Source organism: Lysobacter sp. 2RAF19, assembly GCF_052115395.1.
Lineage (GTDB): Bacteria > Pseudomonadota > Gammaproteobacteria > Xanthomonadales > Xanthomonadaceae > Noviluteimonas.
Genome location: NZ_JBFRGO010000001.1, coordinates 1,388,954 through 1,403,375 on the forward strand (window position 1 = coordinate 1,388,954; position 14,422 = coordinate 1,403,375).

The 14,422-nt window shown below is 66.1% G+C and carries 11 protein-coding genes; 5 read left to right on the forward strand and 6 right to left on the reverse strand.

Annotated elements, in window-relative coordinates; all coding sequences use genetic code 11:
* Positions 1-54: 54 nt before the first annotated feature.
* Positions 55-1,788, reverse strand: coding sequence for a sensor domain-containing diguanylate cyclase (locus tag AB4059_RS06795; RefSeq protein ID WP_498977765.1), 1,734 nt, complete (start codon positions 1,786-1,788; stop codon positions 55-57).
* 155 nt (positions 1,789-1,943) lie between these two features.
* Positions 1,944-2,948, reverse strand: coding sequence for a type I glyceraldehyde-3-phosphate dehydrogenase (gene gap, locus AB4059_RS06800; RefSeq protein ID WP_498977767.1), 1,005 nt, complete (start codon positions 2,946-2,948; stop codon positions 1,944-1,946).
* A 95-nt stretch (positions 2,949-3,043) separates the two neighbouring features.
* On the opposite strand from gap, the gene AB4059_RS06805 reads away from it, so the two are divergent.
* The 5 genes from AB4059_RS06805 to AB4059_RS06825 are packed head-to-tail and all read left to right on the forward strand — an operon-like array spanning position 3,044 to position 6,907.
* On the forward strand, positions 3,044-3,931 hold the full coding sequence (locus AB4059_RS06805; RefSeq protein WP_498977769.1) for a S1/P1 nuclease: 888 nt from the start codon (positions 3,044-3,046) through the stop codon (positions 3,929-3,931).
* A 19-nt stretch (positions 3,932-3,950) separates the two neighbouring features.
* Complete coding sequence (locus AB4059_RS06810; RefSeq protein ID WP_498977771.1) at positions 3,951-4,814, forward strand: MBL fold metallo-hydrolase; 864 nt, start codon at positions 3,951-3,953, stop codon at positions 4,812-4,814.
* Between the two features lie 3 nt (positions 4,815-4,817).
* Positions 4,818-5,585: a molybdate ABC transporter substrate-binding protein gene (gene modA / locus AB4059_RS06815; protein WP_498977773.1), complete on the forward strand. Its 768-nt coding sequence runs from the start codon at positions 4,818-4,820 to the stop codon at positions 5,583-5,585.
* Between the two features lie 3 nt (positions 5,586-5,588).
* On the forward strand, positions 5,589-6,278 hold the full coding sequence (modB, locus tag AB4059_RS06820) for a molybdate ABC transporter permease subunit (RefSeq protein WP_498977775.1): 690 nt from the start codon (positions 5,589-5,591) through the stop codon (positions 6,276-6,278).
* A gap of 8 nt (positions 6,279-6,286) precedes the next feature.
* Positions 6,287-6,907, forward strand: a complete 621-nt coding sequence (locus AB4059_RS06825; RefSeq protein WP_498977882.1) for an ATP-binding cassette domain-containing protein — start codon at positions 6,287-6,289, stop codon at positions 6,905-6,907.
* 4 nt (positions 6,908-6,911) lie between these two features.
* On the opposite strand, the gene AB4059_RS06830 is transcribed toward AB4059_RS06825, so the two are convergent.
* The 4 genes from AB4059_RS06830 to AB4059_RS06845 all read right to left on the reverse strand — a co-directional run.
* Positions 6,912-9,617 carry a hypothetical protein gene (locus AB4059_RS06830; protein ID WP_498977777.1) on the reverse strand — a complete coding sequence of 902 codons (2,706 nt, stop codon included), beginning with the start codon at positions 9,615-9,617 and terminating at the stop codon, positions 6,912-6,914.
* A gap of 148 nt (positions 9,618-9,765) precedes the next feature.
* A complete protein-coding gene (locus tag AB4059_RS06835) occupies positions 9,766-10,521 on the reverse strand; it encodes a ZirU family protein (RefSeq protein ID WP_498977779.1) in 756 nt (251 codons plus the stop codon).
* 401 nt (positions 10,522-10,922) lie between these two features.
* Positions 10,923-12,782, reverse strand: a complete 1,860-nt coding sequence (locus AB4059_RS06840) for a ZirU family protein (protein WP_498977781.1) — start codon at positions 12,780-12,782, stop codon at positions 10,923-10,925.
* A gap of 173 nt (positions 12,783-12,955) precedes the next feature.
* A partial coding sequence (locus tag AB4059_RS06845; RefSeq protein ID WP_498977782.1) for a hypothetical protein occupies positions 12,956-14,422 on the reverse strand: 1,467 nt, incomplete at its 5' end.

Below are 14,422 nucleotides of genomic sequence, written 5' to 3' on the forward strand. Positions count from 1 at the left end.
TGTGGCGCCTTGGGTCTTTCGGGGGCGCACATTGTAGCGGGGCGCGGCGGGCCCCTACAGCGACACCCGATTGCGGCCCGCGTGCTTGGCGCGGTACAGCGCGGCGTCGGCGCGCGCCAGCATCACTTCCGGGTCGTCGCCGTCGTCCGGCAGGTTCGTCGCCACGCCGATGCTCACCGTCAGCACGCCCATCGGCGAACCGGCGTGCGCGATGTCGGCATGCAGCACGCTCGCGCAGATGCGTTCGCCGACGCGGATGGCCTGCTCGAGCGTGGTGTCGGGCAGGAAGACGATGAACTCCTCGCCGCCCGGACGCACGATGACGTCTTCGCGGTGATACAGCGCACTGCGCACTGCGCCGGCGAAACGCTTCAGCGCGTTGTCGCCGCGCGGATGGCCGTAGCGATCGTTGTAGGCCTTGAAGTGATCGATATCCAGCGCGAGCGCCGACAACATGCCGCCCCTGCCGTGCGTGTCGCGCCACAACTGGTTGGCCACTTCGCGGAAGCCGCGATAGTTGAGGCAGCCGGTGAGTGCGTCGGTGCGGCTGAGGCGGTCGAGTTCGGCGACGGCGTTGCGCAATTCGGCGGTGCGCAGCGCGATCTCGCGTTCGCGCGCGTCGACCACTTGTTCGAGCGAGGAGCGCAGGCGGCGTTGTTCTTCCAGGCTGCGGCTGGTCGCGCGATACGCATCGGCCATGCGATCGCTGAGTTGGTTCATCGCTTCGGCGAGCGGCGCCAGTTCCTGCGGCATCGATGCGGCGGAAATGGGCGAGGACGCATGTTCGAGCGCGAAGCGCTGCATCTGCACCAGCAGCCGGTGCACGCTGGTCGACAGGCGCCGCATCTGCCACCACGCGATCCCGAGCACGCCGGCGGCGACGGCGATCAGCAGGCCGAGCATCGTGGCGATGGTGCGGAACAGTTCGGCATCCAGCGTCGCCTTCGGCATCAGCACCAGCAGGCGCCAGCCCGATTCGAGCGGCATCGCGATGGCATAGGCGTCTTCGCCGTCGTGCAACACGCCATCGACGCGGTGCCAGCCGGCGTCGGAGTCGCCGGGTTCGACCGTGCCCAGGACTTTCCCGTTCGGCGTTGCGTCGAGCCGGTCCATCGGTGCGAGCGGCAGGCCGCTGCTGGCGTAGGCGACCTGGCCCTGGCGATCGAGCAGCACCGCTTCGTAGCCGTGCATGCGCAGCCAGGCGATGCGCTGGCCGGAATTCTCCACGCGCATCGCGCCTTCGACGATGCCGGCGAAGCGCCCGTTCACGCGCAGGGGTGCGGCGACGCAGGAGAGCGGCGGGGTGTTCGGGGCGGCGCGGTAGACGTCGGAAATCGTCGGCGCATCCTGTCCTTGCGCGGTCGCGAAGCAGGGGCCGGGATCGGACGCCGCGCGCTCGACGGGATCGGCGGCGATGACGCGCCCCTGCGCATCGAGCACGCGCATCGTGGCGAAACCCGGATAGTGCTCGCGCAGGCGGCGCAGGTCGTCGGACCACCGTGCGCGATCGCCGAGCGTGTTTTCGCTGCTGCGGCGCGCGGCCAGCACCGCGGCGACGGCGGCGTGCATGCGCAGGGAGTCGTCGAAGTCGCGCGCGGTGATTTCGGCGGCCGAATGCAGGTTCGCGGTGGCATCGGCGCGTTGCGAGGCGGACTGGCTCCAGGCCAGCAAGGCGCACAGGATCAGCGCGGGAAGGACCACCGCGACGACCAGCAGGCGCGCGAAGTCTCGCCGCAGCGCCCAGTCGGGCCCTGCCGACCGGATTTCGAGGGGAACTGCCGCCGCCATAGCCTCGCAAGCTACCGGGGCCGCGCGGGGTCGGCAACGGGGAAACGCCCGTCGGCGGCGGCACTACGTCGCAGAAATGCGCGACCCCGCAAAAGCGGGGTCGCATGTGAAGACGTGTCCGTGACCCCGTCCGCGGGACGGGGCCGGCGCAGGGGTCAGCCCTTGGCGATGACCTTGACCATTTCCAGGCACTTGTTCGAATAGCCCCACTCGTTGTCGTACCAGCTCACGAGTTTGACGAAGGTCGAATCCAGCGCGATGCCGGCATCGGCGTCGAAGATCGAAGTGCGCGCGTCGCCGCGGAAATCGGTGGCGACGACCTTGTCTTCGGTGTAACCGAGGATGCCCTTGAGCGCGCCTTCCGACTGGGCCTTCATTTCGGCGCAGATCTCGGCGTAGGTGGCCGGCTTTTCGAGTTCGGCGGTCAGGTCGACGACCGAGACGTCGGAGGTCGGCACGCGGAAGGACATGCCGGTCAGCTTCTTGTTGAGCTCCGGGATCACCACGCCCACGGCCTTGGCCGCGCCCGTGCTCGACGGAATGATGTTCTCCAGGATGCCGCGGCCGCCGCGCCAGTCCTTGTTGGACGGGCCGTCGACGGTCTTCTGCGTGGCGGTGGCCGCGTGCACGGTGGTCATCAGGCCGCGCTTGATGCCCCACTTGTCGTGCAGCACCTTGGCCAGCGGGGCCAGGCAGTTGGTCGTGCACGACGCGTTCGAAACGATCGCCTCGCCGTTGTACTTCTGGTGGTTAACGCCGTAGACGAACATCGGCGTGTCGTCCTTCGATGGCGCCGACAGCAACACCTTCTTCGCGCCGGCATCCAGGTGCTTCTGCGCGGTGGCCTTGTCGAGGAACAGGCCGGTGGATTCGATGACGACGTCGGCGCCGACTTCGTTCCACTTCAGGTTGGACGGGTCGCGTTCCTGCGTCAGGCGGATCTTCTTGCCGTTGACGATCAGCGCGCCGCCTTCGATCTTCACGTCGCCCTTGAAGCGGCCGTGCACCGAGTCGTACTGCAGCATGTAGGCCAGGTAGTCCGGCTCCAGCAGGTCGTTGATGGCGACGATCTCGATGTCGTTGCCGAAGTTCTGCACGGCAGCGCGCAACACGTTGCGGCCGATGCGGCCGAAGCCATTGATGCCAACCTTGATCGCCATTTCGACTCCTGGAGCTGGGGAAAGGGTACGGCCGCGGTGGCCCGCGTCCGGGAAAGCCCGGTATTTTAGAGGAACCCTCCCCCACGGCTACCGTGATGCCCCGACTTCCGCACGCCCTCGCCCCCCTTGCCCTGCTGGTGGGCGCCCTGGTCGCGGCCCCGCAGGCCCAGGCTTGGAGCGCTTTGGGCCACAGGATGGTGGGGGAATTGGCGCAGCGGCACGTCCAGCCGGCCACGCAGGCGCAGATCGACGCGCTGCTGGCGGGCGAGACCGACCCCACCCTCGCCGGCGTGGCCACCTGGGCCGACGACCTGCGCAACAGCGACGGCGAACGCTTCCGGGCGACCTCGCGCTGGCACTACATCAACACCAACGACGGCACCTGCAACTTCGACCTGGCGCGCGACTGTCCCGACGGCCAGTGCGTGGTCGGTGCGATCGAGAAGCAACGGGCGATCCTCGCCGACCGCACGCAACCGATCCAGGCGCGCCGCGAAGCCCTGAAGTTCCTCGTGCATTTCGTCGGCGACGTGCACCAGCCGATGCATGCGTCGAACCATCCCGACAAAGGCGGCAACGATTACCAGATCAGCCTGGCGACGAAGCTGGAGCCCGAGGCCTACGCGAAGAAGAATTACGTCGACGGCGTGATGGGCACCAACCTGCATTCGGTCTGGGATTACTACATCCTCGGCGAGGTGGGCGTGGACCGGAAGGGACATCCGGGGCTCGGCCTGAAGGGCTACGCCGATCGGCTCGATGCCATGCCGTGGCCGCCGGAATCGGGCGCGGTGAGCCCGCCGCTGGCGTGGGCCGGCGAGTCCTGCCGCGCCGTCGATGGCCGTTCGCTGTATCCGACGGGCCACAAACTCGATCAGACCTACCTCGACACGATGCGCCCCTTCGCCGAGCAACGCGTGCGCCAGGCCGCATGGCGCCTGGCCAAATTGCTCGACGACACCCTGGGCGCGTCCGCGCCCTGATCTTCGCAGGAGCATTGCCATGCGCCCCGACGTCGCCCCGTTCCACGATCCCGCCACCGGCACGTGGACCTACGTGGTGTCCGACCCGGCGACGCGCGCGGCGGCGATCATCGATCCGGTGCTCGACTTCGACGCGAAGTCCGCGCGCACGGCGCACGCCTCGACGCAGAAGCTGCTTGACCATGTGCAGTCCAACGCACTCGACGTGCAATGGCTCCTGGAAACGCATGCGCACGCCGATCATCTGTCGGATGCGCAATGGCTGCTCGAACGGTTTCCGCGCGCGACGCTCGGCATCGGCAGCGGCATCGTGCAAACGCAGCGCAGCTTCGCGCCGGTGTTCGGATTCGGCGACGAAGTGGCGCAGGATGGCTCGCAGTTCGGCCGCCTGTTCGAAGCCGGCGACCGCTTCGCGATCGGCGAGCTCGAGGCGGAAGTGATCGGCGCGCCCGGCCACACGGCCGATTGCGTCGCCTATCGCATCGGCGATGCGCTGTTCTGCGGCGACACCTTGTTCATGCCCGACGCGGGCACCGCACGCACCGATTTCCCGAATGCGGATGCGGCCACCTTGTATCGCACGATCCGATCCTTCTACGCCCTGCCCGACGACACGCGCGTCTTCGTCTGCCACGACTACGGCCCGAATGGCCGCGCGGTCGCCTGCGAAACCAGCATCGGCGCGCAGAAGCGGGAGAACATCCACCTGCGCGGCGACACGAGCGAAGCGGACTACGTCGCGCTGCGACAGGCGCGCGATGCGACCCTGCCGATGCCGGCGTTGATCCTGCAGTCGCTGCAGGTCAACCTGCGCGCGGGTGTGTTGCCCGACGCATCCGACAACGGCGTGCGTTATTTGCGCATTCCCCTCGACAGGATTTGACGAATGCGTTGCATCGCCCGTGGCGTGCTGTTTCTGTGTTTCGCGATCGCTTGCCTGGCCCCCGCATTCGCCGCCGAGCCGCTGACGGTTTTCGCCGCTGCGAGTCTGAAGGAATCGCTCGATGAAGCAGCGCACGCCTACGAGCAGAAGACGAAGCAGCCCGTGCGCGTCTCCTACGCCGCAAGTTCCGCACTCGCACGCCAGATCGAACAAGGCGCGCCGGCGGACGTGTTCGTTTCGGCCGACGCGGAGTGGATGGATTACCTCGCGCGCGCGAAGGCCATCGATCCGGCGACGCGCCGCAACCTGCTCGGCAACACGCTCGTGCTCGTCGCGCCCACGGACGCGAAAACTGCGCCGATCGCGCTGCAACCCGGCGTCGACCTGGCGAAGGCGTTGGGGGACGGGCGGCTGGCCGTCGCACTCGTCGACAGCGTGCCGGCCGGCAAGTACGCGAAGCAATCGCTCATCGCGCTCGGCGCGTGGGAGGGCGTGAAGGCGCGCACCGCCGAAGCGGAGAATGTGCGAGCGGCCTTGTTGCTGGTCTCGCGCGGCGAAACGCCGCTCGGCATCGTCTACGCCAGCGACGCGCTGGCCGAGCCGAAGGTCAAGGTGGTCGGCACCTTCCCCGACACATCGCACGCGCCCATCGTTTACCCGATCGCGCGCATCGCCGCGAGCCGGCATCCGGATGCGCGCGCGTTCGTGCAGTGGTTGCAGACGAAAGACGCGCGCGCGATTTTCCTGCGCCACGGTTTCCGGTCGCTCTGACACGTGCAAATCACGCCCGCCGAAACCGCCGCGATCGCGCTCAGCCTCAAGGTGGCGGCGACGGCGGTCGCGTGCAGCCTGCCGTTCGGCATCGCGTTGGGATGGCTGCTCGCGCGCAAGCGCTTCCCCGGCAAGTTGGCGCTCGACACCCTCCTGGTGATGCCCTTGGTGTTGCCGCCGGTCGTGACGGGCTTCGTGTTGTTGATGGCCTTCGGCGCGCGCGGCCCCATCGGCATGTTCCTGCGCGACACCTTCGGCATCGTGCTCGCGTTCCGTTGGACCGGCGCCGCACTCGCCTGCGCGATCATGGGGTTTCCGTTGATGGTGCGCGCGATCCGCATCGCGATCGAAACCGTGGATGCGCGCTTGGAGCAAGCGGCATCGACGCTCGGTGCGCCACCGTGGCGTGTGTTCTTCACCGTGACCGTCCCGCTCGCGTGGCCGGGGATCGTCGCCGGCGCGGTGCTGGCCTTCGCGAAAGCCCTGGGCGAATTCGGCGCGACGATCACTTTCGTTTCGAGCATTCCCGGTGAAACGCAAACCCTGTCGTCGGCGATGTACGGACTGATGCAAGTGCCCGGCGGCGAAGCGAGCGTGTGGCGATTGTGCCTGGTGGCCGTCGCGATTTCCTTCGCGGCGGTGTTCTGCTCGGAATGGCTTGTACAACGGCAGCGGCGCGGAGTTTCGGAATGAGCGCGCCGATGTTTTCCATCGACGTCGACCTGGTGCGCGGCGCGTTCAAGCGCAACGTGCGATTCGAAAGTACGCGGCGCGTGATCGCGCTCGTCGGTCGTTCCGGCGCGGGGAAGACGTCGTTGCTCCACGCGATCGCGGGGCTTGTGCGGCCCGCACGCGGCCGCATCGCGATCGGTGGACGATGCCTGTTCGATTCGTCGACGCGCGTGGACGAGCCGGCGCATCACCGTCGCATCGGCTATGTCTTCCAGGATGCGCGCCTGTTTCCGCACCTGGATGTCCGCGAAAACCTGCGCTTCGGCGCGCCGCGCGGACGCGGCGGCGAAATGCGCTTCGTGTTCGACCACATCGTCGAACTGCTGGGCATCGGAGACTTGCTCGGACGCCACATTGACGGCCTCTCCGGCGGCGAGGCGCAACGCGTGGCCATCGGCCGCGCGCTGCTCTCGCAACCCGAATTGCTGCTCCTCGACGAGCCACTGTCGATGCTCGACCCCGAACGCAAAGACGAGTTGTTGCCGTGGCTGCAGCGGCTACGCGACGAAGTCGCGTTGCCGATGGTGTGGGTCAGTCATTCGCAGGAGGACACGGCGCGGTTGGCCGATGCGGTGCATCGGCTCGAGTGAAAAGTCATGGAGTGAACTCCAGGGTGAAGTGAGTGATCTCCGCTTGTTTGACGTTCTGGCCGTCCTGGCTCATGTCGGCATCGAGCCGCCAGACGCCATTCACCGGAACACCGGAAGCATCGATTGTCGTCATTTCGGCAGAGCCGTATAGCGGGCAAAGAATCGTGAAGCGCGTGCCGTCCGGCGCGTTCAACGTGCAGTTCACGCGATAGGTTTGCTTGCCGTTGCGGAAGAAGTTGGACCGCCACACGCCCACCCGCAGGTTCGCCGGGCCATTTCCGGAACGGTTCGAAATGGTGAGGGGGATCTGCGTGACGCCCACCCCGTTGACGTTGAACGTTCCCGTGACGCGATAGCGCGCTTCCTTGTCGGAGAAGATTGTTTCGATGTCACCGACGCCGCCATTGACGTCCCTGGGCGTCACGGAGAACCCGATGTGCTTGCCCTGGTAGGCCGCTGCCACGACATAGGTCTTGGAAGTTGCGCCGGGAATCGCGGTCTTGTTGACCGTGCCCAACACGTCGTCTGCGACGTACCACTGGTAACTGTGCGTTCCCTGGGCGTCGTTCTCGGCGTCGGCATAGGTCCAGATCGCCTCGAGCGTCTGGTCCCTGTCGACCGCACCGGAGATGCTGAGTTGCGTCGCGGTTGGCGCGACGTTGCCGGTCGGCACGGCAGTCGCGGTGACCGTCGTCACTGCCGGGCCTGTATTCGGCGAGCCCGTGGCACTGACTGGCGTGATGCGCACCATCAGGAACTTGCCCTTGTCGGCCACTCGAACGATAAAGGTCGCGCTGGTGGCCGTCGCGATCTGGACCGGGTTGTCGCCGGCCGTGTTGTCCACCTGGAACCACTGGTACAGGTGCGTGCCTTCTGCATCAAGGTCCAGATCCTCATAGCCCTGCGGCACGGCCGTCAGCGTCCGGCCCACGCCGACGGTGCCATTGATCAACGGCGCAGTCATCGTCGGCGCGCGGCCATTGATCGTCACCCGCTGCTCGACCTGCCAGGCCGTGTTCGGGCTGCCCGGACGCGTGGCTTCGTTCGGCGTGCCGGTCAACGTCTTGATCTTCGTCACCCGGAACCACAATGTGCGGTTGCCCTCGTCTCCTGCGCGCAAGCGGTAGGTGCGTGAGGTCTCACCCGGGATATGCACCGGGAAGCCGAAGGTGTCGTTGATGAACCACATGTACTCGCCTGCGCTGCGGTCTTCCAGGTCGCCTTCGGCATCGTTCACGTCGTACTCGCCGGTGACGAACTGACCCGCCTCGAACGTGCCCGTGATGCGCACGTTGGTCACCGTCGGTGCCGTGCCGGGCACTGCAATTGCAGTCACCTTCGACACCGCATTGCCGGTGTTCGGCGTGCCGGTCGCACTGACCGGGGTGATGCGCACCATCAGGAACTTCGCCTGGTCGGTCGCCGCGACAACGTGGGTCGATGTAGTGGCACCACTGATCGCCACCGGGTTGGCACCCGCTGCGTTGTCGACGTGGAACCACGCGTACAGGTGCGTGCCTTGCGCATCGCCGTCGAGGTCGTCGTAACCCTGCGGCACGGCCGTCAGCGTCTGGCCCACGGCAACGGTGCCGTTGATCAGCGGCTCGGTCATCGTCGGCGCGTGGCCTTCGATCACGCCTTGGCGCGAAGCCTGCCACTGGCCGGCCGGGTTGGTCGGACGCAGGCGTTCCTTCGGCACGCCGGTCAGCGTTGCGGCCTTTTCGACGCTGAACCACACGCGGCGGTTGCTGCCGATGTCTTCAGCGCGCAGCGTGAACGTGCGACCGTTCGCGCCAGGCACGAGCACCGGGCCGCCGCCCGTCGGCGACGAGCTCACCATCCACTGGTACTGCATGTTGGCTTCGTCGATCTGATCGCCTTCGGCGTCCACCAGGTTGAACGTGCCCTCGATGACGCCGCCCACGCGCCAGTCGCCACTGACGGTCACGTTGATGATGTTCGGCGCCGTGCCCGGCACGACTGCGGAGACCACGAAGGCTTCCTCGCCCGTTGTCGGCGCCACCGTGCTGACGGGAATGACGCCCAACACGAGATATTTGGTTTGGTCGATGGTGAATGGCGTGTACGTCGCCGAGGTCGCGTTCGCGATCGGCGTGCGCGGCGTGCCGCTGGCGTTGTCCGAGCGATACCACTGATAGAGGTGCGTGCCTTCCGGATCACCTTCGGCGTCGCTGTAGCCAGGGTGGCCGGTGAGTTGCGTGCCCACCGCGACCGTACCGGTGATCGTCGGCGTCGCCCTGGGCGCGGTATTGTTCGCGATTGCCGTGCTCGTGCTGCCCGTGCCGCTCGCAGGATCGGTGATCGCCGAATCCGTCGTCGCGATCGCCTCGACGGAAAGCGTCAAACCGCGGTCGGCTTCGACCACGGTGTAGGTATTGGTGCTGGCGATTTCGGTGCCGGCTCGCAACCATCGGTAACTGGTCGCGGTGATCGTGTCGCCGTCGGGGTCGGTCGTACTCGCGGTCGCGCGCAGCGCGTCGCCGACGATGGGCGCTTCACCCGGCCGTGTCGTGTTCTCGACGGCGACCGTGACCACCGGCGCACGGCCGATCACCGTCTGCGTGATCGCGTCCACCTGCACCAGGCGTGGCGCCACCGATTGCGCGGAGGCGACCGACAGCAAGGCGACGATGAACAAGCCCGCGAGCAGCGAGCGAGACCACTTGAACGAGCGGGATGAAGTCGCCATGCGCACAACCTTTTGTTCGATTGAGTAGAAAACTGCGAAACGCGACGCGGGCCTGACATGCAGGCCCGGTTGCGTGCCGGGCGCGGAGGATCTCCACGCCCGGCGTTGTTGCATCGACGCGCCGGAAACCGACGCGCCGTTTGCGGCCTTACGGCTGGCTTGCGACGACCTTGATCTTCCGCTTCTGATCGCCCTTGACCGGCGTGTACGTCGTACCCGTGGCACCGGAGATATCGGTGTACGTGGCCGAGCCCGAGGCCGTTTCGATCTGCCACTGGTAGGTGATGCCGGCGCCGCAGCTCGAGACGCAGGTCGGGGTCGCGGTGAGCACCGTGCCCACAAGCGGGTTGCCGGTCGGCGTGACCGCAACCGAGAGCAGCGCGTTCGGATCGGCCGGGTTGATTTCGCCGCCGTCGCCGGGGCCGCCACCGCCGCCGTTGCCACCGCTGCCGTCCGCACCGACGTTGGCCGCGATCGTCAGCACGCCCTGGTAGGGATCGGTGACGCCCGGATCGGTGTGCGGGATCAGGGTGTAGGTGATGACCTTGCCGGCGTCGGAGGCCTGCACGGTGTAGGTCGGGCTGCCCGCTGCACCGACATTCGCGCCGTCGACGGTCCACTGGATGGTCGCGTTGGTGGCGGCCGTATCGATCGTGTCGCTGTCGGGGTCGGTCACGGTGAAGTTCGCGGTGAGCAAGTCACCGGCGAGGATCTGGCCACCGGCGCCCGAGCCCGTCGCGGTGATCGTCGCCGTGGCGACGACCGGCGCGCGACCCTTGACCGAATCGGTCTCCGGCGAAGTGACGACGGTCTGCGCGAATGCCAGGCCCGACAACGACAGGCCGAGGAAGGTCGCGAGCAGCGTCCTGCGCAGCGTGTTGTTGGAAGTTTTGTTGCGTTGCATCAGGGGGATCTCCGGTTGGAAGATTGCGGGGCTTGCAAAGAACGCGCTTGCAGAACAAGCGCAGGAATGGATTGGGGTTCCAGGACAAACTCGATGCGGAGCAGCAGATGCGTCTCCCCATGACGCGCATCGAAGTGGCGCGCATTGTTCGTGGCGCGCGCGAAGCACGACAGAAGCAAATGCCTCTTTGACCTTCAGGAAAACTCTGCGAGGGGGAGGAAGCGGCGCGACCCCGATGTACTTGCCCTGATATGCGTCCGCCACGACATATGTCGCAGGAGCACATCCGGTTGCGAGATCAGAGACTCACGACCCATCCCCGATTGCCGGGCGTGGACCCTGCGTCCACGCCCGGCGCCCCACGCGCGCACCTGGTAGGGCAGGTACGCCCGGGGAGTCGGTCAGGGCTTGGTGACGAGCACGCGGATGCGACGCTTCTGATCGCCGCCCTGCACGGTGTACGTCGCGCCGGTGGCGCCGCCGATGTCGACGTAGGTGCGCGAACCCACCGCACTTTCGATCTGCCACTGATAGGTCAGCGTGGTCGGGCACTTGCCGTCGCCGTTGCACGTCACCGATGCGTTGAGCACCGAGCCCACCATCGGCGATCCGGCCAACGGGCCACCGTTGAAGTGCACTTCCACGCCCGTGGGCGCGTTGCCGGTGCCCGGATCGTTCGGATCCAGCGGGTTGTTGCCGTTATCGACTTCGGTCTTGTCGTCGATGCCGTCGGCGTCGGTGTCCGGGTTGTTCGGATCCGTGCCGTGGTGTTCTTCCTGCTCGTTGGACAGGCCGTCGCTATCGGGATCGATGTCGATCACGTCGATGATGAATTGCTTGTGCGCGATGCGACCGCGGTCGACGACGGTGACGGTCACTTCGAAGCGGTTGTCCTTCGCCAGTTCGGCGGAGGTCATCTTCGTCGGATCCAGTCGCAGTTCGTTGCCCACGAGCGTGAACAGCGCCGCATCCGGACCGGTGAGGGTGAAGGAATACGGATCGCGCGCACCGGTCACCTGCAGCGTGTAGCTGTAGATCGCATCGGACATCACGGTGTCGTTGACCACCGCGGGGCCGACGAACGCGAGCGGAATGACCTTCTCGCGGATCTCGGTGACGATCTTGTCTTCGCGTTCGACGAAGTCGGTCGCGCGCTGGCGGATGTCGTTGCGCTGGGCGACGTTCTTCCGCGCCTTCTGCGCACCCAGCGTCTCGTTGAGCTGGTACTTGAAGTTGAAGGACAGGCGCGTATCGCGCGTGCCGGTGCCCATCGCGCTGTCGTGCTCGAGCGCGATGTCGAACAGCGGCACCGGCGAATAGCTGATCTTGCTCGTCAGCACGAAGGGGTTCTTGTACGTCTGGCCGCTGGCGAAGACGTCGACCTGGTCGCCCTTCCAGCGCGTGCCCTTGATCGTGAGATCCAGGCCGGGCGCCTTGAGCGGGCTCCACGTCATGCCCAGGTCGTAACCGCTGGCCGCGCGTTCTTCGAAGTCGGGCCGGTCGTCGATCGTTTTCCACGAATCGGAGGCCGGCGCATAGGTATTGGCGAAGTAGCGCAGCGTCGGCGTCGCGGCCTCGACACCGAGGCCGACGCGATGCGCGCCGTTGTCGAAGTCGTGGTCGTAGAAGACGTTGGCGCCGAACAACCAGGCATCTTCCGGCGCGATCCAGCGATAGACCAGGCCGACGTTCGCGGTGGCGCGTTCGCCCTCGTTGTGCACGCCGAACTGCGTGAGCAGGTAGTGGTGCTTGTCTTCGCCGCCGACGATCGTGCCGATCGTGCGCAGGTCGACGTCGATGCCGCCTTCCGTGCCGAAGGTCAGGCCGCCCTCGATGCGCTGGAGGAAGGAATGCTCCGATTGCTTGAGCGCGCCGATGCCGGAGGCGACCGCGGCGTTCGCCACGTCGGCCTTGAACTGGTCGGTCGCACTGGTGCTGCTGGCGCTGGTGTTGTTGGCCGATGTACTGGCGGCCGATTGCGCCGCGGCGATCAGCTTGCCGGTCAGCGCGTCGGTGGTTTCCTTCGCCTGGTTCGGGCCGGGCGACGCGCCGCCGCCGATGTCGGGCAGGTTGGCCTGCGCCTTCTTCGTCTGCGTGCGTGTCTTGGCCTCGACCGTGGCCGCATCATTGGCGGCCTGCGCACTCTGCTTCTTGTCCTCGGTGGCGAGCGCCACCGGACTGCCGAACGAGAACATGAGTGTCATGGCGATCGATTTCGCCAGGCGGTTGGAGCGGTGTTGCTTGAGCAATTGCGCAGCCATCGGATGCGCCCCCTACGACGGTCATCAAAGTGGCGCGCATTGTTCTGGTCTGGCGCCGCGCTCGACAGGGGAAGATGTCGGTTCGAACTGCGGGAAAGGTCTGCGTGGGGTTTGGGGTGCGAAAAAAAACCCCCCGAAATTCGGGGGGCCGTGAAGTGGATATCAACCGAATCTCATGGAGTGAAATCCAGGGTGATGCTCGTGATGTACGCATGCGCCTTTACCGTATAAGACATATCATCTCTCGACCATGTCGCTTCGAGCGTCCAGGTTCCATTCGCAGGCACTGCAGAAGCATTGATTGTCGTGATATCGGTAGAGCCGTAAATCGGGCAAGTGATGGGGAAGCGCGTACCGTTCGGCGCGATCAATGTGCAAATCGGCCGGTAGTATTGCCAAAACACATTCATGTAGTACGGCGAGCGCGATACGCCTACTTTCAGATTGGCGGTCGCATTTCCGGTACGGTTTGAAATGCTGATCGGAATATAGGTTGGCGTCGCGTCCCTACCGCCATTGACGGCCCAACTGCCGGACACGCGATAATTGATCTGATTGCTGGAGAAGAACGTCTCGGTGGTACCCACGCCGCCCCTGGAATCTCGCGGAGTCACCGAGAAACCGAGGTGTTTGCCCTCATACGCCGCCGGCACGACATACGTCTTCGCGGTTGCACTGGGGATCGTGACCTTGTTGCTCGACCCGGTTGCGTTGTCTGCGACAAACCACTGGTAGGTATGCGTGCCATGACTGTCGTTGTCGGCATCCGTATAAGTCCAGATGGCCTCGACGGTCTGATCCTTGGCGAGTTCGCCGGAGATGCTGAGTTGTGTCGCGGTGGGCGCTGCGTTCGCCGGCGCGATGGCACCGCTGCGGCTGGTCTGCCACATGCCCGCCGGGCTTGTCGGACGCAAACGCTCCTTCGGGACGCCGGTCAGCGTTGCCGCCTTTTCGACACTGAACCAGACCGTGCGATTGGCGCCGACGTCTTCGGCGCGCAGCGTGAGCGAGCGGCTGTTGGCGCCTGGCACGACAGTCGGCGCACCCGTCGTTGCGTTGCTGACCAACCACTGGTACTGCATGTTGGCTTCGTCGATCTGATCGTTTTCGGCATCGACCAGGTTGAAGGTCGCATTGATGACGCCGCCCTCCTTCCACTCGCCGCTGATCGCCACGTTTTCGATGTTCGGTGCCGTGCCCGGCACCGCGATTGCAGTGACCTTTGTGACCGCGTTGCCCGTGTTTGGCGTGCCCGTCGCACTGACCGGCGTCACGCGCACCATCAGGAACTTCGCCTGGTCGGCTGTTGCAACGCTATACGTCGCGCTCGTGGCGGTCGTGATTGCGACCGGATTGTCGCCCGCAGCATTGTCGACCTGGAACCATGCGTACAAGTGCGTGCCTTGCGCGTCGCCATCGAGGTCGTTGAAGCCCTGCGGCACGGCGGTCAAGGTCTGGCCCACGGCGACGGCGCCGTTGATCAGCGGCTGCGTCATCGTCGGCGCGCGGCCTTCGATCACACCCTGGCGCGCAGCCTGCCATTGGCCTTCCGGACTGGTCGGACGCAGGCGTTCCTTCGGCACGCCGGTCAGCGTGGCGGCCTTCTCGACAGTGAACCACACGCGGCGGTTGCTGCCGAC